This window comes from Streptomyces smaragdinus (genome assembly GCF_009604385.1).
Classification (GTDB): domain Bacteria; phylum Actinomycetota; class Actinomycetes; order Streptomycetales; family Streptomycetaceae; genus Streptomyces; species Streptomyces smaragdinus.
Window position 1 is genome coordinate 477,280 of record NZ_WEGJ01000002.1, and the last position, 25,392, is coordinate 502,671.

The 25,392-nt window shown below is 72.2% G+C and carries 21 protein-coding genes and 1 riboswitch; of the genes, 14 read left to right on the forward strand and 7 right to left on the reverse strand.

Translation table 11 applies throughout. The features are described from left to right. Positions 1 to 16 precede the first annotated feature (16 nt). A complete protein-coding gene (gene tap / locus SRB5_RS05745) occupies positions 17 to 2,065 on the forward strand; it encodes a telomere-associated protein Tap (RefSeq protein ID WP_153450295.1) in 2,049 nt (682 codons plus the stop codon). 3 nt (positions 2,066 to 2,068) lie between these two features. Then, positions 2,069 to 2,659: a telomere-protecting terminal protein Tpg gene (tpg, locus tag SRB5_RS05750; RefSeq protein WP_153450296.1), complete on the forward strand. Its 591-nt coding sequence runs from the start codon at positions 2,069 to 2,071 to the stop codon at positions 2,657 to 2,659. A 3-nt stretch (positions 2,660 to 2,662) separates the two neighbouring features. On the opposite strand, the gene SRB5_RS05755 is transcribed toward tpg, so the two are convergent. Both SRB5_RS05755 and SRB5_RS05760 read right to left on the reverse strand, forming a co-directional pair. Then, positions 2,663 to 3,013, reverse strand: coding sequence for a MerR family transcriptional regulator (locus SRB5_RS05755; protein WP_323377123.1), 351 nt, complete (start codon positions 3,011 to 3,013; stop codon positions 2,663 to 2,665). A gap of 22 nt (positions 3,014 to 3,035) precedes the next feature. After that, the gene (locus SRB5_RS05760) at positions 3,036 to 3,989 is read right to left on the reverse strand and encodes an aldo/keto reductase (protein ID WP_194292845.1); all 954 of its coding nucleotides are present in this window, start codon (positions 3,987 to 3,989) and stop codon (positions 3,036 to 3,038) included. 167 nt (positions 3,990 to 4,156) lie between these two features. Here SRB5_RS05760 and SRB5_RS05765 point away from each other — a divergent pair, with 167 nt between their 5' ends. The 6 genes from SRB5_RS05765 (at position 4,157) to SRB5_RS05790 (ending at position 10,197) form a co-directional block, all read left to right on the forward strand. Further along, a complete protein-coding gene (locus tag SRB5_RS05765; protein WP_153450298.1) occupies positions 4,157 to 5,332 on the forward strand; it encodes an IS3 family transposase in 1,176 nt (391 codons plus the stop codon). Positions 5,333 to 5,726: 394 nt separating this feature from the next. Then, the gene (locus SRB5_RS05770; RefSeq protein WP_323377124.1) at positions 5,727 to 6,539 is read left to right on the forward strand and encodes an ABC transporter permease; all 813 of its coding nucleotides are present in this window, start codon (positions 5,727 to 5,729) and stop codon (positions 6,537 to 6,539) included. 16 nt (positions 6,540 to 6,555) lie between these two features. Then, positions 6,556 to 7,314: an ABC transporter ATP-binding protein gene (locus SRB5_RS05775; RefSeq protein ID WP_407703882.1), complete on the forward strand. Its 759-nt coding sequence runs from the start codon at positions 6,556 to 6,558 to the stop codon at positions 7,312 to 7,314. Beyond that, the gene (locus SRB5_RS05780) at positions 7,311 to 8,900 is read left to right on the forward strand and encodes an FAD-binding protein (protein ID WP_153450301.1); all 1,590 of its coding nucleotides are present in this window, start codon (positions 7,311 to 7,313) and stop codon (positions 8,898 to 8,900) included. The genes SRB5_RS05775 and SRB5_RS05780 overlap by 4 nt, the downstream gene beginning before the upstream one ends. After that, positions 8,897 to 9,244, forward strand: a complete 348-nt coding sequence (locus SRB5_RS05785; protein WP_153450302.1) for a 4Fe-4S dicluster domain-containing protein — start codon at positions 8,897 to 8,899, stop codon at positions 9,242 to 9,244. The genes SRB5_RS05780 and SRB5_RS05785 overlap by 4 nt, the downstream gene beginning before the upstream one ends. Beyond that, positions 9,241 to 10,197 carry an ABC transporter substrate-binding protein gene (locus SRB5_RS05790; RefSeq protein WP_153450303.1) on the forward strand — a complete coding sequence of 319 codons (957 nt, stop codon included), beginning with the start codon at positions 9,241 to 9,243 and terminating at the stop codon, positions 10,195 to 10,197. Before SRB5_RS05785 ends, SRB5_RS05790 begins: the two co-directional genes overlap by 4 nt. Positions 10,198 to 10,727: 530 nt before the next feature. Here SRB5_RS05790 and SRB5_RS05795 read toward each other — a convergent pair. After that, a complete protein-coding gene (locus tag SRB5_RS05795; protein ID WP_323377125.1) occupies positions 10,728 to 11,708 on the reverse strand; it encodes a winged helix-turn-helix domain-containing protein in 981 nt (326 codons plus the stop codon). A gap of 88 nt (positions 11,709 to 11,796) precedes the next feature. Here SRB5_RS05795 and SRB5_RS05800 point away from each other — a divergent pair, with 88 nt between their 5' ends. After that, on the forward strand, positions 11,797 to 13,092 hold the full coding sequence (locus SRB5_RS05800; RefSeq protein WP_153450304.1) for an MFS transporter: 1,296 nt from the start codon (positions 11,797 to 11,799) through the stop codon (positions 13,090 to 13,092). 128 nt (positions 13,093 to 13,220) lie between these two features. Next, positions 13,221 to 13,805, forward strand: coding sequence for a DinB family protein (locus SRB5_RS05805; protein WP_153450305.1), 585 nt, complete (start codon positions 13,221 to 13,223; stop codon positions 13,803 to 13,805). Positions 13,806 to 13,848: 43 nt separating this feature from the next. Here SRB5_RS05805 and SRB5_RS05810 read toward each other — a convergent pair whose 3' ends face one another. The 4 genes from SRB5_RS05810 to SRB5_RS05825 form a co-directional block, all read right to left on the reverse strand. Continuing rightward, positions 13,849 to 16,485, reverse strand: coding sequence for a DUF4132 domain-containing protein (locus SRB5_RS05810; RefSeq protein ID WP_153450306.1), 2,637 nt, complete (start codon positions 16,483 to 16,485; stop codon positions 13,849 to 13,851). 93 nt (positions 16,486 to 16,578) lie between these two features. After that, positions 16,579 to 17,298 (reverse strand): (2Fe-2S)-binding protein, encoded by a 720-nt coding sequence (locus SRB5_RS05815; protein ID WP_153450307.1) that lies wholly within the window; start codon positions 17,296 to 17,298, stop codon positions 16,579 to 16,581. Positions 17,299 to 17,366: 68 nt separating this feature from the next. After that, the gene (locus SRB5_RS05820; protein WP_153450308.1) at positions 17,367 to 18,209 is read right to left on the reverse strand and encodes a CbtA family protein; all 843 of its coding nucleotides are present in this window, start codon (positions 18,207 to 18,209) and stop codon (positions 17,367 to 17,369) included. 28 nt (positions 18,210 to 18,237) lie between these two features. Further along, complete coding sequence (locus SRB5_RS05825; RefSeq protein WP_407703879.1) at positions 18,238 to 18,453, reverse strand: CbtB domain-containing protein; 216 nt, start codon at positions 18,451 to 18,453, stop codon at positions 18,238 to 18,240. Positions 18,454 to 18,686: 233 nt separating this feature from the next. Next, positions 18,687 to 18,803, forward strand: a riboswitch (cobalamin riboswitch). Positions 18,804 to 18,840: 37 nt separating this feature from the next. On the opposite strand from SRB5_RS05825, the gene cobN reads away from it, so the two are divergent. Genes cobN through SRB5_RS05845 form a run of 4 tightly spaced genes read left to right on the forward strand, consistent with a single transcriptional unit; the run spans position 18,841 to position 25,380 of the window. Continuing rightward, positions 18,841 to 22,452, forward strand: a complete 3,612-nt coding sequence (cobN, locus tag SRB5_RS05830) for a cobaltochelatase subunit CobN (RefSeq protein WP_323377126.1) — start codon at positions 18,841 to 18,843, stop codon at positions 22,450 to 22,452. Then, positions 22,449 to 23,180: a precorrin-6A synthase (deacetylating) gene (gene cobF / locus SRB5_RS05835; protein ID WP_153450310.1), complete on the forward strand. Its 732-nt coding sequence runs from the start codon at positions 22,449 to 22,451 to the stop codon at positions 23,178 to 23,180. The genes cobN and cobF overlap by 4 nt, the downstream gene beginning before the upstream one ends. After that, on the forward strand, positions 23,177 to 24,661 hold the full coding sequence (locus tag SRB5_RS05840) for a cobyric acid synthase (RefSeq protein WP_323377127.1): 1,485 nt from the start codon (positions 23,177 to 23,179) through the stop codon (positions 24,659 to 24,661). The genes cobF and SRB5_RS05840 overlap by 4 nt, the downstream gene beginning before the upstream one ends. After that, positions 24,652 to 25,380: a cobalt-precorrin-6A reductase gene (locus SRB5_RS05845; protein ID WP_228389794.1), complete on the forward strand. Its 729-nt coding sequence runs from the start codon at positions 24,652 to 24,654 to the stop codon at positions 25,378 to 25,380. Before SRB5_RS05840 ends, SRB5_RS05845 begins: the two co-directional genes overlap by 10 nt. Positions 25,381 to 25,392 lie beyond the last annotated feature (12 nt).

Below are 25,392 nucleotides of genomic sequence, written 5' to 3' on the forward strand. Positions count from 1 at the left end.
GAAGAGGAAGACCGCGATGACCCAGGAGCCGTTCGAGTTCGACGCCGCCGTCGATTCTCTCCTCGCCGCCGTCGACGACGGCCGGCTGCTGCCCCCGACCGCCGAGCGGGTCCGGCTGCGGGAAGCAGCCGGCCTCAGCCATGCCGCCGTCGCCCAGGCGCTCAAGACGCGAGCGGTGAGCGTCGTCGCCTGGGAAGAGGGCCGCAGCGAACCGACCGGTGAGCGACTGCACGCCTACCGGAAACTCCTGGAGGGCCTCGCCGCACGCTATCCCGTGGCTGCCCCGACACCCCGACTCCCCGATACGCCACCGGCGCAAGCCCCTGCGGACGCACCCACGCCGCGGCGTACGGCCGCACCCTCACGCCGCCCGGCGCCCCGCAAGCCGGCCAAGCCCCCCGTCGCGGACCCCCGTTTCCCCCACGGCCCGCTCGCGGTACTCGACGGCGACGGACGCGCCTACGGCATCGACGGGATCGTGCTGGACTGCCCCGCGGCCACGGTCCCCGAGCTCGTGACGTGGGTGCTGGGCGAAGCCGGTCTGGGCGCGGAGCGGTTGAACCGTAACGGCTTCGACGCGGACCCCCTGATCGTCCTCACCGCGGCGGCCACGGTACGGCTTGGGCTGCCGGAGCGCCTGGAGGGCCACGAACAGCGCCGCAATCTGCGCCTGGAGCCGGACCACCCGGTGGTCCGCGAGATCATCGCCGCGAAGTGGCAGCTCACCCAGCGCGGCTTCGGCCCCTGGGCGCGCGTCTACCGTCCCGCGACCACCGGAAGCCGTCAGTGCGTACAGCTGGCCGTACTGCCGTGGGACGCCCTCGACGAGCGTTCCTGGCCCGGCGTGGCGGAGATGGATCCGCCGGAGATCGCCCGCGTGCTCGGGGTGTACGCGGCCCGCGTGCTCACCCCGCGCGGGTCCACCGCGGTGTGCGGGCTGGAGCTGATGTCCGCGCTGCGCCCGCCCACCAAGGCGGTGCAGAACAAGACGACCGGCCAGTGGTCCTCCGCGTACAACCCCGGCAGCCTCGGCACCCGGCCGGTGGATCCGGCACCGCCGGAGGCCACCCCCGAACACCCCGTCGCCCGCGACTGGGACGGCGGCTTCCTCGACGAGGAGGCCTACCAGTGGGTCCGCGACCCCGGCCTCCTCACCCAGGAGGAACGCCTCCTGCCCTACGCGGTCGGCCTGGACCTGAACACCGCGTTCCTCGCGGCCGCCGCCCGACTGACCGTAGGCCTGTCCGCCCCCGAACATGTGGCCCGACCGGCGTTCGACAAGCGGATCCCCGGCAGCTGGTACGTCGACCTCTCCCACATCCCCGTGGACCCGCGCCTGCCCTCCCCGTTCACCCCCACCGGAGAACGCCCCACCGGCCCGGCCTGGTACACCACCCACACCGTCGCCTACGCCCAGGAACTCGGCCACGACGTCACCCCCGTCGAGGCGTACCTGCGCCGCGAGACCGGCGCCTACCTGGACCCGTGGCACGACCGGCTGCGCGCCGCGTACGTCGACACCCTCGCCGACCTCGGCGTCACCGCAGATCTGACGGACACCGAGTTCCTCGCCGCGATGGCCGTCCACAAGAAGACCGACCCAGGCCTGGCCGCGGTCCTCACCGCGATCAAGGCGACGGTCAAGGGCGGCATCGGCAAACTCCGCGAACGTCCCCAGGGCCGTCACTACCGTGACGGCGAACCGTGGCCGGCCCTGTCCCGCCCGACCTGGCGCCCCGACATCCGCGCCGCGGTGATCGCGAAGGCGCGGGTCAACATGCATCGCAAGCTCCGTAACATGGCGGAGCTCACCGGCCTGTACCCTCTGGCCGTGCTGTCCGACTGCGTCGTCTACCCCTCCCCGGGCGAAAGCCCCCTGTCCTTCCTGCCCTACGCCGCCCCCGGCAAGCCCCAGCCCGGCGTCTTCCGCCTCGGCCCCACCCCGGGCCTGGCCAAACTCGAAGGCGTCCAGGACCTGCCCTGGGCGATCGACCTGATGACCCAGGGCCTGAACCCGGCCCGCCACATCAAGGGCGGCGACGCCGTCCTCGAGGACGGCGAGTAACCCATGACGCGCCGTATCCGCCCCACCGGCGCCGCCGCCGACGACGAGGCGATCACCCAGGCGATCGAACGCACCGGCCAGGAAGCGTTCACCCGCGAACCGCCGAAAACCCTGAAGGGCCGCATCAACTTCCTGATCCGTACGCTGAAGACCACCCGGGCGGTGGCAGAGGCGATCGGCGTCAGCCAACGCTCGGTGGAGCGCTACCGCACCGGCGACCGCAAGACCCCGCCCAAAGCCATCACCGACCGCATCAACGCAACCGTCCGGACCCACTGGCAGCCCCGCATCCGCGCCCGCCGGCAAAAACACGCCGCGACCACAGGCGGAATCACCATCGAAACCCGCGCCCGATTCGGCTACACGGCCCCCATCGGCACCACGGACGACGGCCGCTCCCGCCGCCTCACCGTCCACCTCCCCCCGCCCTACGCTCGCCGCCTGTTCGACGCCCGGGCCGGCCGCACCGGCGAGTCCCCGAACGAGGTACTCGCGGAGGGGCTCCAGGAGCACTACTTCAAGGACGGCGGCCGCCGCGCCGACCAACTCGAGGTCGAGTTCACCGACATCGACTACATCGACGTCGAATACTGAGGCTCAGCTGTAGTAGGCGATTTTGTCGTCGAGGACCCCGATCGCCCGCGACAGCGCCGCGACTCGCTGCTCCAGGCCGGCACGGCGCTCGCGGAGGAAAGCGACCCGGTCCTGCGCAGAATGGTCGGCGCGCAGGATGGCGACGAATTCCCGCAGGTCCGCGATGCCGAGGCCGGCGTCACGAAAGCACGTGACCAGACCGATCCAGAAGACGTCGTCCTCGGTGTACTGCCTGCGTCCGCCGCCGGAGCGGCTGATCGGGCCGATGAGCCCCTCACGCTCGTAGTACCGCAGCGTGTCGAGGGAGACACCGGTGCGGTCGGCGGCTGCCGCCGGGGTGAGGAAAGTGGTCACGGGATTTCCTTTCCGAACGCTGCTACCGCGCTTCGGCGAAGCGCACCAGGTGCCCGTCGTCGAGCCGCACACGGCGTGCGGCGAGTGCCTCCTCGACCTGCTCCACCCGGCTCGCACCGACGATGGGATCGATCCCCTGACGCATCAGCCACGCGAGGACGACCTGGTTCTTCGTGGCCGACAGCTCACCGGCCACGTCCTCGAGGACCGAGAGCACCCGGCCAGTACCGGGATGATCATAAGTCTGCGGAAGCGGCTTGTCCGCGCGCACGTAGGAGCCCCACATCAGCGAGGTGTACGACCACACGCCGAGCCCCTCCGACCGCGCGAGGTCCAAGTCCTCGTCGGCGAGCAGGCGATGACCGGCTTCCGCGACAGGGGCGAGGGGACGCGGCTGGACCAACGAGTGCCGCAACTGCAGGGCCGTCCACGGTTCCACGCCCTGTTCCCGAGCCAGCGACCGGGCACGCTCGACGCGCCAGGCGGCATGATTGGCCGCCCCCACCCGCCGAGCCACCCCCTTCGTGACCAGCGCACCGAAAGCGCCGACGGTCTCCGCCAGCGGCACGGCGCGGTCTTCGGCGTGGGCCCATAGAAGATCGACGTGACCGACCCCGAGACGCCCCAGGCTCTCCTCGACACCGGCCTGCACGGCACGGGCGGAAAGACCTTCGGCGCTCTGCGGCCAGGAGTGGGCGACGAGCGGATTCTGCCGGACCTTCGTCGCGATCCGCACCGCCTCACGCGCGCCGGGGCGGGCCCGGAGCCACGCCCCGATGACCCGCTCGCTGGCGCCACCGACGCCGCTCGGATCGGCCCAGAAGGAGTAGCAGTTCGCGGTGTCGAGCCAGACACCGCCGCCGGCGACGAAGGAGTCGAGGATCGCGAAAGCGTCGTCCGCGCCGACGCGGGTGCCGAAGTCCATCGTGCCGAGGACGATCTGGGGGCCGGTGATGTTGAGGTTCATGCCCGTCATCCTCGGAGCTGGTGCGCGCTCCAGGTCAAGTGCGGTTGTGGAGATACCTCGTGGCCATGCCTCCGGCGGTCGGTCGTGGGCCGGGCTGAGTATTTCGCCGCAGGGCACGACGATCGCCGCTCCGACCCGGGATGGCCTTCTGTCCGCAGGGTCACCAGGGGGAGCAGATGGCAGCGCAGCGGCACGGCCTGGACGACCGGCTCGCGGCAGCCGTAACCGCCAAGCACTCCGACGCGGTGTGGGCATGTCTGGGAGACGGCGCCGATCCGAACACTCCGGGTCCCGACGGCCTGCCACTGCTCTGCACCGCCGTGGCCGGATTCGACCACGAGACCGCCGAGGCACTGACAGAGGGCGGCGCCGACTCCGACCGTGAGCTGCCGGACGGCACCACACCACTCCTTCGCGCCGTCGACCTCGGCTCCCCGGCGCTGGTCGGCGCCGTGCTCGGCAAGGACCCTCGGCTGCGGCTCGCCGAGGCTGCCCAGAAGCGACTGCTCGACCTCGCCCGGCACTGGCACGAGACCGGCACGGCCGAGGAACTGCGCCGGCGCACGGGGACCTCGGTCCCGGCCACCCGGCGTCTGACCGAGGACGACAAATACACGCACGTCGAGGAGGTCTCCCTCGGCGGGCTCACCGTCCGGGCAGGCCACATCGCCGTCCTCACCTCGCTGGAGTGGGCGTTCGGCGTCCTGCCGCCGGTGGCGGAGCTGATGGCACGCGCCGTCCCGTACCCGGACAGAACGCATATCAACGGGTCCACGGCGGGCTACATCCTTGCCCACCGCGGAAGCCCGCAGGACTGGTCCGACCTGGTGTCCCTGCGTCATCACCCCGACCCCGTCCACCGCCGGTTCCTCGCCGACGTCCTGTGGCACCGGGAACTGCACATCCCCTCCTCCACCTACTACCGCTGGTGCCGCGCGGAGCGCGGGCCCTGCGAGCGCATCCGCCGGGACGCGGAACTGACCGAGCAGATCCGGCGGATCCACACCGACTCCGGCGGCAGCTACGGCTCCCCACGGGTGCACGCCGTCCTGCGGCGGGAGGGCGCGCAGGTGGGCCGCAAGCGCGTGGAGCGTCTGATGCGGGCCGCCGACCTGCAGGGCGTCAGCCCGCGCCGCTCCACGAGCTTCACCCGCCGCGACCCGGACGCCACCCTCGCCGACGACCTGGTGCAGCGTGACTTCACCGCGTCGGCACCCAACCGGGCTGGTCCGGATGCCGGGCGGCAGGGCAGTCGTACCTACTGCGCGCATGCCCGTGCTGAACTGCGAGCTCTGCCGGTTGACGTGCGCCGGGGTCCGGCCCGCCGTGTCAGCAGTGTCATGTGTGAATAAACTGTTTCGCCAATCGGTCCGCGCTTGACCTTTTCCGTACGAGGTGAAACTCTCCTTCGTATGCCAGGAACCCTGCTGATCAGTCGCCGGGTGGTCGATTACATGCTGATCGGCACCACGGCCTGTTGACCCTGCTGCCGCCTGCCGCGTTCGGCGTGCGCTGGTTCCTGTAGCGCGTTTCCCTTCGGCTGCCGTGCTCCGTCGTTGCCGCGGTGTATCCGGGTGGATCATTTCCGCGACATTCTTTGCGCTGATTCTTTCGCGCCCCCTTTTCTCTGTTTCAACCTGCCCTTTCTCCGCTGCAGTCACGCTTTCGCGTCCGGCCGCACCGGCGTACCGGAAAGGTCTCTCCGTCATGCCTGCTGTGCTTTCCCCTGCCCCGACTCGTCCGCCCGTGTCTGTCGTCCCGGTCCGCACGCTCGCCCTGCGCCGCACCCGGCTGCTGCTGCCTGGAGTGCGGCAGTTGCGCCGGGTCAGCGGGCTGGCTGCCGCCGTTCTGCTGTGGTGGCTGGGGGCGGTCCAGGGGTGGCTGGGGTCGACCACGCCGTCGCCGGCGGCGGTGTGGCGGGCCGGCGTGGAACTCGTCGGATCCGGGGAGTACGGGCATCACTTGCTGGTTTCGCTGGAGCGGGTGGGCCGGGGGTTGTTGATCGGCATCCCGCTGGGGGTGGCGCTGGGGCTGGCGGCCGGGCTGACGCGCGCGGTGGAGGACGTCATCGACGCGCCGGTGCAGGCGTTCCGGATGCTGCCGCACCTGGCGCTGGCGCCCGTGTTCATCATCTGGTTCGGCATCGGTGAGACGTCGAAGACGATGCTCATCCTCATCGGGCCGGTGTTCCCCCTGTACATCAACGTGCTGCACGGCATCCGGGGCGTCGACAACCGGCTGGTGGAGGCGGCGCGTTCGTGCGGGCTGGGGCGGTGGGGGCTGACCCGGCGGGTGATTCTGCCGGGGGCGCTGCCGCAGATCCTCGTCGGGCTGCGGCAGGCGCTGGGCGTGGGGTGGCTGACGCTGGTGGTGGCCGAGCAGACGGCGACGACCTCCGGCATCGGCTATCTCATGACCGACGCCCGGGAGTTCCTGCGCACCGACGTCATGTTCGTCGTGCTTGTCACGTACGCCGTCCTCGGCGTGCTGTCCGATCTGCTGGTACGGCTGATGGAGCGGCGCGCGCTGGCCTGGCGTCGCGGGTTCGCCGGTGTTTGAGTCTCCCGGAGGAGAGATCTTGTCCGTTTCGCCGTCCCTGCCCGCGTACCCCGGTGTCCGGGTACGGGGGGTGACCCGGGCCTTCGACGGCCGGGTTGTCCTCGACCGGGTCGACCTGGACATCGCGCCCGGTGAGTTCGTCGCGCTCCTCGGCCCCAGCGGGTCGGGGAAGAGCACCCTGCTGCGGATCGTCGGCGGCATCGACACCGGGGCCGAGGGGGAGATCGGCGTGCCCGGCAAGGTCGCCGTCGTCTTCCAGGAGCACCGGTTGCTGCCGTGGGAGCGGGTGTGGCGCAACGTCACCCTCGGCCTGGACGGGGGCCGGCTGCGGGAGCGGGCGGTCGCCGCGCTCGGGGAGGTGGGGCTGACGGCGCGGGCCGACGCCTGGCCGGGGACGCTGTCCGGCGGTGAGGCGCAGCGGGTGGCGCTGGCCAGGGCGCTGGTGCGGACTCCGGAGCTGCTGCTGCTCGACGAGCCGTTCGCCGCGCTGGACGCGCTGACGAGGCTGAAGGCGCAGCGGCTGGTGGAGGGGTTGTGGGCGGAGCACCGGCCGTCGGTGCTGCTCGTCACGCACGACGTGGACGAGGCACTGCTGCTGGCGGACCGGGTGGTGCTGCTCGGGGACGGGGTGGTGGCGGAGGAGTTCGCGGTGGGGATGGACCGGCCGCGTTCGGTGGAGGTGCCGCGGTTCGCGCAGTTGCGGCGGCGGTTGCTGGGCGGCCTCGGTGTGGACACCGGGCCGGATCAGATTCGTACGGGAAAGGGATCCGAATGAGCATCGAGCTGAGTGCCGACGTGCTGGTTGTGGGCGGTGGTCCGGCCGCGGCGTGGGCGGCGGTGAAGGCGGCGGAGGACGGCGCGCGGGTGGTGCTGGCCGACAAGGGCTACTGCGGGAGTTCGGGCGCGACGGCGGCAGCCGGGACGGGTGTCTGGTATGTGCCGCCGCATCCGGAGGAACGGGCGGCGGCGAAGGCGTCCCGGGAGACGCTCGGGGGGCATCTGGCGGATCACCGCTGGATGGACCGGGTGCTGGAGCAGACGTGGCAGAACATGGACGAGGTCGCGGAGGTGTCGCGGTATCCGTTCCCGGTGGACGCCTCGGGGCGGCAGTCGCGGCGTGGTCTGCAGGGGCCGGAGTACATGCGGCGGATGCGGGTGCGGGTGCAGCGGTCGGGGGTGCGGATCCTCGACCACAGTCCGGTGCTGGAGTTGCTGACGGACGCGGACGGGGCGGTGGCGGGCGCGGTCGGGTACCGGCGGCAGGAGGACCGGGCGTTCCGGGTGCGGGCCGGTGCGGTGGTGCTGGCGACGGGCGGGTGCGCGTTCCTGTCGCGGGCGCTGGGCTGCAATGTGAACACCGGCGACGGGTATCTGATGGCGGCGGAGGCCGGGGCGGCGATGTCGGGGATGGAGTTCTCCAACGCGTATGCGATCGCGCCGGAGTTCACGTCGGTGACGAAAACGGCGTACTACACGTTCGCGACGTTCTATCACGCCGACGGCAGTGTGCTGGAGGGTGCCGGCAGCCAGAAGGGGCGGTCGGTGATCGCGCGGACGCTGCTGGCGGAGGGAAAGGTGCTGTGCCGGCTGGACCGGGCGGGCGAGGCGGAGCGGCGGGCGATGCGGCTGGGCCAGCCGAACTTCTTCCTGCCGTTCGACCGGCTGGGCATCGATCCGTTCACACAGCTGTTCCCGGTGACCCTGCTGGCGGAAGGCACGGTACGGGGGACTGGGGGGATCCGGCTCACCGGCGACGACTGCGCGACGGACGTACCCGGGCTGTACGCCGCCGGCGACGCCGCCACCCGCGAGCTGATCTGCGGCGGGTTCACGGGCGGCGGCAGCCACAACGCGGCGTGGGCGATGTCGTCGGGCACCTGGGCCGGCCGGGGCGCGTCGGCATTCGCCCGGTCGCTGGGGGACACGGCGGGCCGGCGGGCGGCGAGCCCGGTGGGCGGGGCGGGGCTGCGGCCGGCCGGCGGCGCGGGGCGGGACACGCACCGGGAGGTGGTGGCCGCGGTGCAGGCGGAGGTGATCCCGTACGACAAGAACTATCTGCGCACCGGCGCGGTGCTGACGCGGGCCCTCGGCACGCTGAACGGCATATGGCGCGAGGTGCGCGACGGTCTGGCGGCCTCCGGGGAGAGCGCGGTGCGGGCGCGGCAGGCGGCGGCGATGACGGCGACGGGCCGCTGGATGTACACGGCGGCGCTGGCGCGGACGGAGACACGGGGTATGCACAAGCGCGCGGACTTCCCGGCGCAGGACGACCCGGGGCAGCGGAGGCGGCTGGTCACGGGCGGTCTGGACGAGCTGTGGAGTGTCCCGGAGACGGCGGTTGCGCAGGCGGTGCCCGCATGATCGAGATCGTCTCCGCGGAGCGGTGCATCACGTGCGACAAGTGCATCGCGGTGTGCCCGACGAACGTGTTCGACCGGGCGCCCGACGGGCTGCCGGAGATCGCCCGGCAGGAGGACTGCCAGACGTGCTTCATGTGCGAGGCGTACTGCCCGGTGGACGCGCTGTTCGTGTCACCGACGACCCATCCCGAGCCGGTGGACGAAGCCGGTCTCGGCGACCTCCTCGGCAGCTACCGGGAGCGGCTCGGCTGGGGCCGGGGCCGCACCCCGGGCGCCCGGCTGGCCGTGGGCCCCGAACTGCGCCGCCCGGCGCCCCCCAGGGACAAGAAAGGCACCACCTCATGAAACGCCTGCTCGGAATCCTCGCCACGGCCCTCGTCCTGACGACGACGGGCTGCGGCGGCGACGCGGACGCCGGTGACGCTTCGTCGGGGAAGACCCTGCGGATCGGCGTGATCGGCTCGAAGGACACCCTGAACGGCCCCGTCGGCTTCCTTCACTCCCGGCACCAGCTGCTGCCGGCGCTGAAGAAGGAGGGCTTCACGAAGATAGAGGTGTTCCCGTTCCCGAACGGGCCCGACCTCAACCAGGCCCTGGTGGGCGGCAGTCTGGACCTCGCGACGTACGGCGACACGCCCGCCCTCGTCGCCCGGGGCAGCGGGCTCGACACCCGGCTCGTGTCGCTGGCCACGGTCAGTCTCGACGCGTCGGTCCTGGTACGGAAGGACGGGCCGACGTCACTGGCCGGGCTGGACGGGAAGAAGATCGGCGTCCAGACGGGCTCGTACATCCACCGCTATCTGCTGGGCGCGCTGCGCGACGCGGACGTGGAGCCGTCGGAGCTGCCCCACATCTACTCCACCGACATCGAGGCGCCGCTGGAGCGCGGGGACATCGCGGCGGCGGCCGTGCCGCAGGCGAACGCGGAGGTGCTGCGCGCAAAGGGCTACCGGGTGATCGACCATCTGGCGGAGGATCATCCGGACTACGCCGGTACGAGTGTCACGGTGTCGACCGGTGATTTCCTCGGCGACCACCCGGCGTTCGCGGGGACGTGGCGGACGCTGCAGAACGACGCGGCGCGTCAGGCGCTGGCCGACTGGAACGGGTACGTGGAATTCGCACTGACACTCAGCGATTTCCCGGACGACCTCATCAGGTCCACGATCCGCCGGGATCAGCTGCCGACGGAGGCGTTTCCCGGACCGGGGGTGGGACTGCTGGAGTCGACGAAGGAGTTCCTGGTGGAGGAAGGATTCGTGAAGAAGGACTTCTCTGTCGGGAAATGGCGGGCATGATCGGAACGTACTGTGGTGTCCGTCGAGCTGTCGGGCCACCGATCGTCGAGTGGAGCTGCTGCCGGTTGTGCGTGTTCGGCGATTGCGGATGACGGGGCCCGGTTTGATGTCCTGTGCGGCACGGGAACGAGAACTCCGCACCGTCGTGCCGACTTCGTTCTCCTGTGCTGGTTCTGTGCTGACCCATACCGCTCCCAGCTGCGTTTTCGCAGGTCGGAGCGGTGTGGGGAACGTTTCGGTTCAACTTCTACGTCTGGAGGCGGCCTGCGCCCTCGCCTGGCGCGACGACGCGCGCACCGAGGAGGCCTACGAACGCGTCGGCCCGCGAAGAGAAGGATCTCCACTGGGGCGGCAGGCCCGTCATCGCCGCGTAATCAGGCAACCAGGTGGACCTGAAGCCGCGTCCAGTCGCCGCTGACTGGCCTCGACTCCACTGGGGTTTGCGGCAGGCCACGTCATAGAGGTGTCACTTACGGCCTGGCCGGTGTTCTCTCCCGACGGCGCCTCAAAAGCAGCGGTGTACCCAACCCTCAGCCCGAACCGGCGACCAGTGCCTCGCCCAGCGGGGTGCGCCGGTACAGCACCGACCGGCCGGAGCGGGCGCGGACGAGTAGCCCCGCGTCTCGCAGGATGGCGAGGTGGTCTCCTACCGCGCCGGGTGTCATGGCCAGGCTGCGGGCGAGGTGGCTGGTGCTGGCGGGGGCGTCGAGCGCCAGTAGGAGGCGGGCGCGGGCTCGGCCGACCAGGGCGGTCAGCGCGTCGGGTTGGGGGGTGGTTTCCTGTTCGCCCCACAGGGCGGCGGTGCCGCGGGCGCGGTAGACCAGGGTCTTGGGCCAGGGGTCTTCCAGTTGGGCGGCGATGTTCGCGACGAAGACCGAGGGGATCAGGAGCAGGCCGTCGCCGGTGAGGTGGACGGTTCCGACCGGGTGGAAGTGGCCGACTTCGATGCCGTTGGCGCGCCAGGTGATGCTCGGGTGCAGGCTCTCGACGGCCGTGGCCCATCCGTGTTCGCCGATTACGCCCACCCGGTGCACGACGTCGCGTTCGCAGATCGCGCGCAGTTGGGGCCAGTCCGCGGCGAGTAGTTCGTGCCATGCCTGGTCCATGGCCTCGGCGATCCTGGGGACGGCGTCCGGTGAGTCGAGCACGGCGCGTACGCGGGGGTCTCGTGCGGATGGGCCGGTCGCGGCGGCGGCGTATTCGTCGCGGGCCGCGTCGAGCGGGGTGGCCCGGATCGTGGCCAGGTCGTCTGCCCAGGTCTGGTTGAGGCCGCGTGGGGGAGGGGCGACGAAGTTGGGTCCGGATTGCGGGGTGTGCAGGGCGAGGACGGCGTCCAGTTCGGTCTCGCGGCGAAGCCGTTCGAAGGTCGGCATGAGCCGGGTGGCCCAGGCTCGCGGCAGCGGCTGGTCCTGGCCGGCGAGTGAGCGCAGCAGGAGACAGAGGTCCAGCGCGGGCGACAGCGCGAAGCGGCTGCGCAGCAGGTCGTCGACGGAGACTTCGAAGCGGAGCACCCGGTGATGCTATCGGGGGACGCCTGTTTCGATTCGTCGGGGGACGAATCATTGGTGGGGGCGTGGACGTGCGGTGAGGCTGGGCGTCATGATCCCGACCGCCGATCCCGCGCAGGGCAGCCACCGTGCCACCTATCGGGAGGTGCTGGCCGAGCCGCGATTCAGGCTGCTCTTCTCGACCCGTACCGTCGCGATCACTGCGGGCGCGCTGCGGATCACCACGTTCTCGGTTCTGGTCTTCGCGGCCACCGGCTCCGCGCTGCTCAGCGCACTGGCCTTCGGCATCGGCTTTCTCCCGCAGCTTTTCGGCTCGCTGCTGCTGGGCTCACTCGCCGACCGACTGGCGCCCCGCGCGCTCATCGCCGGCGGTTACGCCCTGGAGTGCGCCGCCGCCCTGCTGCTCGCCCTGGTGCGGATGCCGATCGCGGCAAGCCTGGGTGTCGTGGCGCTCGTCGCCCTCACCACACCGGTGTTCAGCGGTGCGTCGAGCCGGCTGGTCGCGCAGTGGCTGGAGGGCGACGCCTATGTGCTGGGCCGTTCGCTGAACAATATCGCTGCCTCCGGCGCGCAATTGTTCGGTCTGGCGCTGGGAGGCGCGGTCGTCGCGGCACTCGGCCCGCGCCGGGCACTCGCGGTGAGTGCCGCACTCTACCTCGGCTGTGCGGTGGCTGTTCGCCTCCGGCTGCCCCGGCTGGAACGTGGGGAGTCCGGCGGCGACGGCGGGGCCGTACGGGCGAGCTTGCGCGGTGCCGGGCTGCTGTTGCGCGGGCGTACGGTGCGGCGGTTGATGCTGGCCCAGTGGCTGCCGCCGGCGTTCGTGGCGGGCGCGGAGGGACTGATCGTCGCCTACGCCGGCGGACGCCACTTCGCGTCCGGCTGGTACGCGGTGCTGATGGGGTGTCTGCCGGTCGGCATGCTGGTCGGTGATCTGCTGGTGGGGCGGTTGCTGCGGCCGCCCACCCGGGAGCGGCTGGTGGTGCCGTTGGCTTTGCTGATGGGAGTGCCGTTGGTCGGCTTTGCCGCCGAGCCGGGCGTGGGCGTCTCGTGCTGTCTGCTGCTGCTGTGCGGCTTCGGATTCGCCTACGGGCTCGGCCTGCAGCGGCCGTTCCTGGACGCCCTGCCGCAGGACGGCCAGGGCCAGGCCTTCGGCCTGCTCGGCTCCGGCAGCATGACGCTTCAGGGCGTCGGTCCGGCCTGCTTCGGCTCGGTGGCCGCGGGCGTCGGAACCGGCGGGGCAATGGCCCTGGCGGGCGGTGTGGCGGCGCTTGCCGCCGGGTGGATCCTCACCTGGCACTCACCCATATCCCCGGCTCCTGTCCGGGACTGCCCGACCGGGTCGGAGAACGGCGCAGGACAGCATGCGTACAGTGCTCCTGCGCGGTAACCGTTGCAGGTCGGTCCACTCCCGCGCCCCTCCGGCAGACGGCTGGTCCCGGCAGCTCAGGTCGGCTCTGCCGGCCGCTGCGGACCACGTACAAGGTCCACGAACCACCCATGGAGGCTCACACCCACATGATCGACGAATTCGCGAAGGACAACCTGCACGGGAGACTGCGGCGGGACCGTGAGGCCCTGCTCTGGAAACTCGACGGCCTGTCCGAATACGACGCCCGCAGACCTCTGACGGCGACCGGAACGAACCTCCTCGGCCTGGTCAAACACGTGGCCACCGTCGAGGCCAGGTACTTCGGCGAGGTCTTCGACCGCCCGTCCCCGGAACCGCTGTCCCGGTGGCAGGACTCCGACGGCAGCGATCAGTGGGCGGCCGGGGACGAGACCCGCGACCAGATCATCGGCTTCTACCGGCGCACGTGGGAACACTCGGACGCGACGATCAACGAGCTCCCCCTCGACGCTCCCGGCCACGTGCCCTGGTGGCCGGAGCCTCACTTCAACACGAACCTGTTCGCCGTCATGCTCCATGTCGTCGGCGAGACCGTCCGCCATGCCGGGCACGCGGACATCCTGCGCGAAAGCATCGACGGCCGGACCGGACTGCGCGCCGAACACGAGACGCGGATCGACGAGGAGGCCCGCGCCGCCCACCGCGCGAAGATCGAGCAGGCAGCCAGAGCGGCCATCTCGATCAGGCCATAATCGGACATCGCGGGCGGTCTGGCGTCGGGCCCCTCCCGGTGATTCAGAGTGTTTCGGTCATCGTGTGGAGGGTCAGGAGGAATTCGGAGGCGGTTACCGCGTCCAGATCGCCGAAGGTCGCGCCCTCGATCTGGACGGCCAGTAGTTCCTGGGGTTCGGTGTGGCCCGGGTTCCACGCCGGGATGCCGGGGGTGATCTCGAGGGCGAGGGTGCGGCCTTCTGGCAGGGACAGGGTGAGTTCGTGCTGCATTCCGCCGTCGCCTCTGCCGCCGCGGATCCAGCCCTGGCGTTCCAGGCCGAGGATCTGGCCCGGGGGGATCTTGCTGCCCACGAAGCGGTCCAGTTTGGTGGCGTTGCGCTCGGCGTCCGTGAATGCCTCGACGGGGCGGCCCAGTTGGGGGAAGGGCTGGAGGATCTCGTAGTCGGCGAACAGTTCGGACCAGGTGGGCAGATTCCGGTCGAGGTGTACCGGGTGGGTGATGCTCACGGTTCCGGACGTGGGTATCGTCACCGCTTCGTCGTCCAGGTCGGAGAGGGTGCGGTCTTCGGCGATCCGGAAGGTCGTCGTCGCGCCGTCGTCGGTGGTGTGTGTCCAGACGAGGCGGCGCGCGATGTGCCACATCAGCGGGTGGTGGACGAGGAGTTCGAGGAAGTCTTCGGTCTTCCAGCGGCGTTCGTTCGCCATGGCGGCTTCCATGCGGCGGATGTGGTCGCCCGCCAGGGCGCGGACGTCCTTCCTCAGTCCGGCGAATGCGCGGTGGGCGGCGGGCGCCAGCTCCGGGTCGTCCTTGGCGCCAGGCTTGGGGAGGCTCTTGCGAGACGTGCCGTCCTCGTTGAACACCAGGGGTCTGAGCTGTTCGTCGAAGCCGATCCGGAAGCGTCGCGGCCCGTAGTCGAGCGTTGTACCCCCGTCGGGGTCCAGGCCGAAGTCCGGGACGAGGCGGTCGGCGAATTCCTCCGCCGTCAGCCCGCGTTCCTTCGCGACGTCGTCCAGGAGCTTGGCCGCACGCTTCTTGAGGCCCTTGGTCTTGGCCTTGGACATGACCGTGCTCAGCTGCATCAGTGCGACGTCCGAGCCGGTGGAGGCGAGTACGGCCAGTGCGTTGTTCGCGAGCTTCCGGTGGCGGTCGTAGTAGCTGACGCCACGGGCGAAGGCGCCCAGGCGGCGGGTCGTTTCCGCGTCGCCCGTCCAGCGGAGCTGGGAGAGGGGCCAACCGTTGTCGCCCGCCTCGGCCGAGTCGCGCCAGTGGTCGAACAGCGCCCAGCCCCACTCGGCCAGCGAGCCGGGATCGCATGCGTCCAGCGCCGTCCGGAAGGCGGCCGCCGGTGCGCGGCGCGGGCCGGTCCTGGCCAGTCCGCCGATCAGACGGGCGGTCGCGTCGAAGGGCAGGGCACGGTCACGGCCGCTGAGCAGCAGCTGCGGCAGGAAGACGGGCATTGCCCACGGCGGCAGGGACGGTACGGATCCGGAGGTCAGGGCCTTGGGGAGCTCGTCCGGGGTGGAGTCCTCGACTCGGGTGTTCTCCGTCGCCTCTATCGCCGTGCGGACATGGGCGGGCAGATCCCAGTCGTCCAACTCGGGCCAGGCGCGCAGATGCTCGCGCAGCAGGACGGCAGCGGCCCGTGCCTGCTTCGAGTCGCCCCCGGCGAGTGGTGTCAGCATGCGCAGCGCCCGCTTCGGGAAGCGGTTCGCCATCGCCGCCACGAGGGGACGGACGTCGTCGCGGTCGAAGCGATCGGTCATCAGCTCGAACGCCTCATCGGTCGGGATCAGCGCGAGGGCGTCCAGGTACGGCTTGCGTGCCTTGATTTCGGACTCCCTGTCGACGGCCTTCGCCAGGACCGGCGCGATGCCGGGGCCGACCCCGTCGAGCATGGTGGCGACCAGGCCCGGCAGGGAACCGAAGTCGCGCACCCAGGGCTCGTAGGGCGGATAGGGATCCAAGCCCACGACCTGCTCCTCGGAGCCCACCATGCACCACAACAGCCGCTTCTCCAGCGCCATCGACACGTGCTGGGCCAGGCACTCGGCCACCCAGTCCTGCCGGGTGGGGACGAGATAGGACACCACGAGCTGTTGCAGCGGACTGCTGCGATGGTCCGCCAGCTCCCGCACGGCCCGCGTGTAGTGCTCCTCGGGCGCGGCGGCGAGCAGGGCACGCATCCGGCGTCCCGCGCCGCTCAGCACCCAGTGGCCCCACTCGTAGTACGCGTCGTACTGCCCGTACTCGAGGACGAAGTCACCACCCGCGGTCCGCCGGGCGGAGATCTGACCGACCTCGGCGCACGCGCGGGCGGCGAAGGCGAGGCCGTGCTCGGCAACCCACGCGTCGCTCCACACCTCGGGCGAGGAAAGCCGCCCCGTTCCTTCGAGGACAAACCTACTTTCGATCCGTACGAGCGCGGCCGCGCCCACCGGATCCGGCCGACCCCGCAGATAGGAGGAGATGGACCTGACGAAGGCCACCTCGGCATCGCTTCGGGCGGTCCGGGTGAACTTGTCCACGATGTGCTCGACATCCGGCCGGATCTCCTCGAGCCGCTTCCGCACCCGCTCCCGAGCACCCGGATCGGGGACGACTTCCGGCTCGGGCACGAGGCCACCACGCCGCGGGTGGAATACCGCGCGCCAGGAATCCGGGACCACCAGGACATCCTCATCGGGGAGTCGATCGCTCATGCCGGACACGGTAGACGGCCCCTACGACAACCGGCGGTGAAGGCGGCCGGCGGCCCGCGCCGATCATCCACTCACTGGCGGCGGTTGCCGGGTCTACCGTCCCGCCAGCGGGCAGTCGGCACAGAGCAGGGCCGCCGACGGCCGCCCGGTGGCCGCCGGAGCCGCGCGGTGGATGAGGCAGCAGGTGCGGCGGCGGAAGGCCGGGCCGGAACGGTCGTTGTGGGTGTCGCGCAGGGACGGGTGAGCCAGCAGGTGGACGGTCAGGGTGCGAAGGCGGTCGGCCTCGTGGGGGCGGGCCGTGGTGAGTGCGGTCGAGGCGGAGTGGATCGCGGAGGCTGTGTTTCCCCAGGCCAGAGGCGGGTGGAGGCCGTACGGGCGCAAGGTGTCCGCGAGGAACTGGGCGAGGTCGTCGAGGAGAACGGCTGCCAGGCGCGGTGGATCGGGGCGAGTGGTCGCCGGAGGGGCGGGACTTGTGGTGACGGCTCGGGCGTGGTCGGCGGGAACCGAGAGCGGGAACGTGGCGCCCGGTTGCGGACGCCACCACACGGATTCCGGGTCGGCGGAGGGGACCGTGTCGTGAAGCGCGGTGAGGGCGAGGAGGGGAGCGGTGAGCCGGGCGATGAGGCCCAGGTGTGCGGCGGAGGCGGCGACGGGCGGTTCGATCTCCTGCGGGTCGCGACCTCCGGCGGTGGCCAGCAGCGCGCGGGTGGCGTCCATGCGGTCGCGCAGGAGGGTGGGGTCGTGGCGCAGCTCGGCGATGGTGCGCCAGGGTGTGTCGGCGGATGGGACCGTACCGGGGACATGGGTGTGCACGGCGAAATGCGGGCCGAGGGCCGCGAGCCGATACGGCGTCGCGGCCCTCGGGGACCCGTCGGGGTGGTTCACGTCGGACGGGGCGAGGCAGGAAGATCCCGGGCCAGCAGACGCTCGGCCAGCGGTCCGAGGACCAGGCCCAGGCAGCCCCAGAGCAGGGCCTGGGCCAGCACGGAGTAGAGCCGGAACCGGTACAGGTCGTCCGCGGGGAATCCGGGGAAGACGATGGTGCCCCGCGCGTTCTCGAGGGGCAGTGGTGTCTCGGTGGCGTGGTGGCCGTAGACCTCGACGTTGGCGGCGAGTTCACCGGCATCCGGCAGACCCCACATGACCAGGCCGATGCCCACGGCGTACCCGGCGCCGGCCAGCAGGGTCGCGTTCCAGTTGCCGTACCGGACGGCGAGTCTTCTGCCGAGCCATACGGCGAGGACCAGCAGGACGATCGAGCACCCCACCATCGCCAGATAGAGGTTCGAGCGGTCGCGGATGGTGTCCTCGTGGCCGATGGACGGCGGGTTCGCCGGGTACTTCAGGAACGGCATCAGGTAGAACCCGGCGAATCCGCCCGCGGCGACGAGGAGCGCCAGCACGCGGGGGCGGATCCTGCCGGTCCGGCCCAGGCAGACGGCGTAGACGACGGCGGTCAGCGCGCCCATGGCCGCGCCGAGGACGATCATGCCGAGGCCGATGCCGGCGTTCGCCTGGACGGCGCGGGTGAAGATCTCGTGTTCTCCCCCGGACACGGGTGTGCCGGCGGCCTGGTCGAGGGCTGCCTGGGCCGTGTCGCGGGCGGATTCGTAGTCGACGGCCCGGCCGATCAGCGGCTCCGCGAAGATCCGTGCGAAGACGAAGGCGGCCAGGCCCGCGACTGCGCCGGCCAGGAGGCCGCGCAGGATGAGCTTCTTCTCCATGTGCGGTTGTCCTCGGTTCCCGTCAGGGTCAGTGGCAGGGGAAGCCGAGGAAGTGGCGGGCGTCGTGGACGAATTCGTGGATGTGCGTGTCGTTGCCGAGCACGGAGTACGCGCCCTGGTCGACGCCGATGAAGTAGTAGACCAGCAGGGCCAGCACCGCGGTTCCGGTCAGCCAGGCGGCGGCCCTGGCGGCGGACAGGACCACCGGAACGGGGATGGCGGGGGATGCGGACAGACTGCTCACAAGTGCCTCCTCGTGGGATCGTGCGTCCCTTGGTCGTTCGAGCGGCGTGACAGGGAGGGTCTGACTTGCCGTCCGCTCAAAGGCGGCGGTTCACAGTGGCGCGACCGTGCCGGAATCCCACCGGCTTCCTCATGCTGTCACTGGGTGCACCGTACCCGCTGATTCCCGACTGCCGTCAACCACGCCTTCGGGACGGGAGGGCCGGGTGGAGACGGTCCGGGGAATCTCCCGTAGGCTTCGGGCACGCTCGCGGTGCAGGAACCCGGTGAGATTCCGGGGCGGTTCCGCCACTGTGATCCCGGCCGGCAGGGCCGGGGCAGCCAGATACTGGCCGCGGGTGATCCGACCGACGTACGGGGCGAGAACCCCGGAGGAGGACCGCTGCCCGTGGCCGCGCCGATCCGTTTTGCCCTGCTCTCCACATCCGATACGGATCTGCTCTCGGCCCGCGCCTGCGGCGCCGACTGGACCTGGGCCAATCCGAGCCGGGCCGACGACACCGCCCTGACCGCGGCGATCGACGGCGCGGACCTGGTCGTCTGCCGGCTGCTGGGCTCCCCGCAGGACCTGTGGCCGGGGCTGGCCGCGGTACGGGAGGGGGGGGTGCCGCTGGTGGTCCTGGGCGGTGAGCTGCAGCCCAGCGCCGAGCTGATGGAGCTGTCCACGGTGCCCATGGGCGTCGCCGCCGAGGCGCACCGCTATCTCGCCGAGGGCGGCCCCGCGAACCTGGCCCAGCTGCACGCGTTCCTGTCCGACACGGTGCTGCTGACCGGTGTGGGTTTCGAACCGCCGCTGACGGTTCCGGCCTGGGGCTGGGCCGACCGCGCCGGGAGCGGCGGCGGGGACGGGCTGCCCCGGGTCGGGGTGCTCTACTACCGCGCCCACGAGACCAGCGGGAACTCCGGGTTCGCCCACGCGCTCGCGGACGCGATCGACGCCACCGGGCAGGCGGTCGGCGTCCCGGTCTTCGCCGGTTCGCTGCGCTCCGCGCCCGACGAGCTGTACGCCGCGCTCGCCGGCCTGGACGCCCTGGTCGTCACCGTGCTCGCGGCCGGCGGCAGCGTCCCGGCCGCGGCCGGTGCCGGCGGGGACGACGAGGCGTGGGACGTGGAGCGGATGGCCGCCCTCGACATCCCCGTCCTGCAGGCCCTCTGCCTGACCTCCTCCCGTGCCCGGTGGGAGGCCTCCGACGACGGCGTGACCCCGCTGGACTCGGCGAGTCAGATCGCCGTCCCGGAGTTCGACGGCCGGATCATCACCGCGCCGTTCTCCTTCAAGGAGATCGACGCCGACGGCCTGCCCCGTTACGTCGCCGACCCGGAGCGCTGCGACCGGGTGGCGCGGATCGCCGTCAACCACGCCCGGCTGCGGCACATCCCCAACGGCCGCAAGAAGCTGGCGCTGGTGCTGTCCGCGTACCCGACGAAGCACGCCCGGATCGGCAACGCCGTCGGCCTGGACACCCCCGTCTCCGCCGTCCGGCTGCTGCGCCGGCTGCGGGCCGAGGGGTACGACCTGGGCGCGGACAACGACGTCGTACGGGTCCTGGAGCGCGCCGGCCGGGAGGGCGACAGCGCCGCCGGGGACGCCCTGATCCACGCGCTGATCGCGGCGGGCGGGCAGGACGAGGACTGGCTGACGGGCGATCAGCTCACCGACGCCCACGTCCGGGTCACCGGCGCCCAGTACGCGCGGTGGACCGCCGATCTGCCCGCCGGTCTGCGCGAGGAGATGGTACGGGCCTGGGGCGAGGCGCCCGGCAGCCTGTTCGTCGACGACTCCGGACACCTGGTGCTGGCCGCCCTCACGGCCGGCAACATCGTGATCCTCATCCAGCCGCCGCGCGGATTCGGCGAGAACCCGGTCGCCGTCTACCACGACCCGCAGCTGCCGCCCAGCCACCACTACCTCGCCGCCTACCGCTGGATCGAGCACGGCTTCGGGGCGGACGCCGTGGTGCACCTGGGCAAGCACGGCTCCATGGAGTGGCTGCCCGGCAAGAACGCCGCACTGTCCGCGTCCTGCGGGCCGGACGCGGCCCTCGGCAGCCTGCCGCTCGTCTACCCGTTCCTGGTCAACGACCCGGGCGAGGGCGCCCAGGCCAAGCGCCGCGCCCACGCCGTGATCGTCGACCATCTGGTGCCGCCGATGGCCCGCGCCGAGTCGTACGGGGACATCGCCCGGCTGGAACAGCTGATGGACGAGCACGCCAACATCGCCGCGATGGACCCGGCGAAGCTCCCGGCGGTCCGCGGCGAGATCTGGTCCCTGATGCGCGCCGCCGAGATGCACCGCGACCTCGGACTGGACGAGCGGCCCGAGGACACGGACTTCGACGACTTCCTGCTGCACGTCGACGGCTGGCTGTGCGAGATCAAGGACGCCCAGATCCGCGACGGTCTGCATGTCCTCGGGCAGCCGCCGACGGGGGAGGCGCGGGTCAATCTGGTGCTGTCGATCCTGCGCGCCGCCCAGGTGTGGGGCGGTGTCGGCCACGCCGTCCCCGGCCTGCGCGCCGCCCTCGGCCTGACCGACGGCGCCGATCTGCGGACCGTCGACGCCGTCGAGGCCCGGGCCCGGGAGCTGGTCGAGCGGATGGAGGCCGCGGGCTGGGACCCGGCCGCCGTGCCCGCCGTGCACGAGGACCCCGGGGTGCGCGGGGTGCTGGCGTTCGCCGCCGCGCAGGTCGTCCCGCGCCTGGCCCGTACGACCGGCGAACTCGACGCGGTGCTGCACGCCCTGGCCGGGGGCTTCGTCCCGGCCGGGCCGTCCGGATCGCCGCTGCGGGGCCTGGTCAACGTGCTCCCGACCGGCCGTAACTTCTACACCGTCGACCCCCGCGCCGTACCGTCCCGGCTCGCCTGGCAGACCGGGCAGGCGCTGGCCGACTCCCTGCTGCGCCGCTACCTGGACGAACACGGCCGCTACCCGGAGTCCGTCGGGCTGAGCGTGTGGGGCACCAGCGCCATGCGGACCAGCGGCGACGACATCGCCGAGGTGCTGGCGCTGCTCGGCGTGCGGCCCGAGTGGGACGAGGCGTCGCGGCGGGTTGGCCGGCTGGAGGCGATCCCGCTCGCCGAGCTCGGCCGGCCGCGGATCGACGTCACCGTGCGGATCTCCGGGTTCTTCCGCGACGCCTTCCCGCACGTCGTGACGATGCTGGACGACGCGGTGGCGCTGGCGGCGGGCCTGGACGAGCCCGCCGAGGCCAACTTCGTCCGCGCGCACACCCAGGCCGACCTGGCCGGCCACGGGGATGTGCGCCGCGCCACCACCCGGGTGTTCGGCTCCGCGCCGGGCTCGTACGGGGCGGGCATCCTGCAGCTCGTCGAGTCCGGGTCGTGGCGCGACGACCGCGACCTCGCCGACGTGTACACGGCGTGGGGCGGCTTCGCGTACGGCCGCGGCCTGGACGGCGTACCGGCGGCCGACGACATGCGGGCCAACTACCGGCGGATCAAGGTGGCGGCGAAGAACACCGACAGCGCCGAGCACGACATCGCCGACTCCGACGACTACTTCCAGTACCACGGCGGCATGGTCGCGACCGTCCGCGCCCTGACGGGCTCCTCGCCGCAGGCCTACGTCGGCGACTCCACCTCGCCCGACGCCGTACGCACCCGGACCCTGGCGGAGGAGACCGCCCGGGTCTTCCGCGCCCGGGTCGTCAACCCCCGCTGGATCGCCGCGATGCGCCGCCACGGCTACAAGGGCGCCTTCGAACTCGCCGCCACGGTGGACTACCTCTTCGGCCTCGACGCCACGGCCGGTGTGGTGCACGACTGGATGTACGAGAAGCTCGCGAGCGAGTACGTCCTGGACGAGGCGACCCAGGAGTTCCTGCGCCGCTCCAACCCCTGGGCCCTGCACTCCGTCGTCGAACGCCTCAACGAGGCCGCCCGGCGCGGCCTGTGGGCCGACCCCGACCCCGACACCCTGGCCGCCGTGAACCAGGTCTACCTGGACGTCGAGGGCGAACTGGAGGACCGCGCCGAATGAGGATCCGCGTCATCGGCATGGGCATGGGCCCCCACCACCTCACCGCCGAGGCCGCCGAGGCCCTGCGCGGCGCCGACTACGTCGTGGCCGCCGACAAGGGCGGCGACGACCCGCTGCTCGCCGTCCGCCGGGAGACCGCCGCCGCGCACGGCACGGAACTGGTCGCCGTGCCCGACCCCGAGCGCGACCGCGCCGACCCCGCCGACTACCCCGCTGCCGTCCGCGCCTGGCACCGCGCCCGCACCGACGCCTACGCGCGGGTCCTGCGGACACGCGGCGGCACCGCCGCGTTCCTGGTGTGGGGCGACCCGTCGCTGTACGACTCCACCCTGCGCATCGTCGGGGAACTCGCGCGGCGGCTGCCGGCCGAGTACGACGTCCTGCCCGGCATCAGCGCCCCGCAGCTGCTGGCCGCCCGGCACCGGATCGTGCTGCACCCGGTGGGCGCGCCCGTGCACATCACCACCGCCCGGCGGCTGGACGAGGCCGTCGCGGCGGGCCGGCGCAACATCGTCGTCATGCTCGGCGGCACCGCCCCCGCACCGGACGGACTCGACGACTGGTCCCTGTGGTGGGGCGCCAACCTCGGCACCCGGGGCGAGGAACTGGTCGCCGGGCGGGCGGCCGACGTCCGCGAGGATGTCGCCGCCGCGCGGGCCCGCGCCAAAGAGGCCGCCGGCTGGGTCATGGACCTGTGCCTGCTCCGCGCCCCGGAGGCCGGCCGGTGAGCGGGCTGCTGGTGGCCGGCACCACCTCCGACGCGGGCAAGAGCGTCGTCACCACCGGGCTGTGCCGCGCGTTCGCCCGGCGGGGGCTGAAGGTCGCCCCGTACAAGGCGCAGAACATGTCGAACAACTCGATGGTCTGCGCCGGTCCGGACGGCGGCACCGCGGAGATCGGACGCGCCCAGTGGGTGCAGGCGCTCGCCGCCGGGGCCGTTCCCGAACCCGCCATGAACCCGGTCCTGCTCAAACCGGGCAGCGACCGCCGCAGCCACGTCGTGCTGATGGGACACCCGGCCGGCGACCTCTCCGCCCGCGACTGGGAGGCCGGGCGCCGCCCGCTGGCCGAGGCCGCGCACGCCGCCTACGACGACCTGGCCGCCCGGCACGACCTCGTCGTCGCCGAGGGCGCCGGCAGCCCGACCGAGATCAACCTGCGGTCCGGGGACTACGTCAACATGGGCCTCGCCCGCCACGGCGCGCTGCCCGTGGTGGTGGTCGGCGACATCGACCGGGGCGGTGTCTTCGCCGCCCTCTTCGGCACGGTGGCGCTGCTCGAGGCCGAGGACCAGAAGCTGATCGCGGGCTTCGTCCTCAACAAGTTCCGCGGCGACCTGTCCCTGCTCGCACCGGGCGTCGACACCCTGGAGCGGCTGACCGGACGCCGGACGTACGGGGTGCTGCCCTGGAACCCCGGCCTGTGGCTCGACTCCGAGGACGCCCTCGACCTCGAGGGCCGCCGCTCGGGCGGCGCCGGCGTCCGCAAGGTCGCCGTCGTCCGCCTTCCCCGGATCAGCAACTTCACCGACGTCGACGCCCTGGGCCTGGAACCCGGCCTCGACGTCGTCTTCGCCGCCGGCCCCCGCGACCTCACCGACGCCGACCTCGTCGTCCTGCCCGGCACCCGCGCCACCCTCGCCGACCTGGCCTGGCTGCGCTCGCGGGGCCTGGACCGGGCCCTGGCCGAGCACGCGCGCCGCGGCCGCCCGCTGCTCGGTATCTGCGGCGGGTTCCAGATGCTCGGCCGCGTCATCTCCGACCCGTACGGTGTCGAGGGCGAGTCGGGGGCCGAGGCCGAGGGCCTCGGACTGCTGGACGTACGCACCGACTTCACGCCCGACAAGCACCTCCGTCTGCCGGCCGGAACCGCGCTCGGCGTCCCCGCCGCCGGCTACGAGATCCACCACGGCCGGGTGACCCGCGGCGACGCGGAGCCCTTCCTCGGCGGCGCCCGCACCGGCAAGGTGTTCGGCACCATGTGGCACGGCAGCCTCGAGGGCGACGCGCTGCGGCGGGCGTTCCTCGCCGAGACCCTCGGCCTCGCGCCCTCCGGCGTCTCCTTCCCCGCCGCCCGCGAACGCCGCCTCGACCTGCTCGGCGACCTGATGGAGCAGCACCTCGACGTCGACGCGCTGCTCGCCCTCGCCCGCGACGGAGCCCCCGCCTCCCTTCCCCTGCTGCCGCCCGGAGGCACCGGATGCCCCTGAGACTGCTGCTGCTCGGCGGGACCGCCGAGGCCCGCGACCTGGCCGCCCGCCTGGTCGCCGACGGCATCGACGTCACGTCCTCGCTGGCCGGCCGGGTCGCCCGCCCCCGGCTGCCCGTCGGGAAGGTACGCATCGGCGGCTTCGGCGGCGTCCCCGGACTGCGCGCCGCCCTCGCCGGCTACGACGCCGTGGTCGACGCCACCCACCCCTTCGCCCGGGGCATGACGGCCAACGCCGCTGCCGCCTGCACCGGTCTGCCGCTGCTGCGGCTGGAACGGCCGGGATGGACCCCCGACCCCGCCTGGCACTACGCCGACACCCACGAGGACGCCGCGACCCTGACCGCCGCCCTCGGGACGCGCCCCTTCGTCACCGTCGGCCGCCGGGAACTGGCCCGCTTCGTCCCCGCCCTCGCCGACCGCGCCGTGCTGGCCCGCGTCGTCGACCGCCCCGAAGCGGACCTGCCCGCCGCCTGGCGGCTGCTCCTGGACCGCGGGCCCTACACCCTCGACGGTGAACTCGACCTCATGTGGGGGCACGCCGCCGATGTGCTGGTCACCAAGGACTCCGGCGGCACCTGGACCTGGCCGAAGATGCGGGCGGCGGCGGAACTCGGCGCCGCGGTGGTCGTCGTACGACGTCCGGCGGGGCCGGTTGGTGTGCCGACCGTCCGGCGGGTCGACGAGGCAGTCACCTGGGTGCGGGAGTTGACGCGGTGACGGCCTGAGACC

Bases quoted from the DNA above. Each gene is read 5' to 3' on its own strand.
- SRB5_RS05845 (WP_228389794.1), top strand. From the start codon at position 24,652: ATGCCCCTGAGACTGCTGCTGCTCGGCGGGACCGCCGAGGCCCGCGAC.
- tpg (WP_153450296.1), top strand. From the start codon at position 2,069: ATGACGCGCCGTATCCGCCCCACCGGCGCCGCCGCCGACGACGAGGCG.
- SRB5_RS05765 (WP_153450298.1), top strand. From the start codon at position 4,157: ATGGCAGCGCAGCGGCACGGCCTGGACGACCGGCTCGCGGCAGCCGTA.
- SRB5_RS05785 (WP_153450302.1), top strand. From the start codon at position 8,897: ATGATCGAGATCGTCTCCGCGGAGCGGTGCATCACGTGCGACAAGTGC.
- SRB5_RS05760 (WP_194292845.1), bottom strand. From the start codon at position 3,989: ATGACGGGCATGAACCTCAACATCACCGGCCCCCAGATCGTCCTCGGC.
- cobF (WP_153450310.1), top strand. From the start codon at position 22,449: ATGAGGATCCGCGTCATCGGCATGGGCATGGGCCCCCACCACCTCACC.
- SRB5_RS05790 (WP_153450303.1), top strand. From the start codon at position 9,241: ATGAAACGCCTGCTCGGAATCCTCGCCACGGCCCTCGTCCTGACGACG.
- SRB5_RS05800 (WP_153450304.1), top strand. From the start codon at position 11,797: ATGATCCCGACCGCCGATCCCGCGCAGGGCAGCCACCGTGCCACCTAT.
- SRB5_RS05820 (WP_153450308.1), bottom strand. From the start codon at position 18,209: ATGGAGAAGAAGCTCATCCTGCGCGGCCTCCTGGCCGGCGCAGTCGCG.
- SRB5_RS05810 (WP_153450306.1), bottom strand. From the start codon at position 16,485: ATGAGCGATCGACTCCCCGATGAGGATGTCCTGGTGGTCCCGGATTCC.
- SRB5_RS05805 (WP_153450305.1), top strand. From the start codon at position 13,221: ATGATCGACGAATTCGCGAAGGACAACCTGCACGGGAGACTGCGGCGG.
- tap (WP_153450295.1), top strand. From the start codon at position 17: ATGACCCAGGAGCCGTTCGAGTTCGACGCCGCCGTCGATTCTCTCCTC.
- SRB5_RS05780 (WP_153450301.1), top strand. From the start codon at position 7,311: ATGAGCATCGAGCTGAGTGCCGACGTGCTGGTTGTGGGCGGTGGTCCG.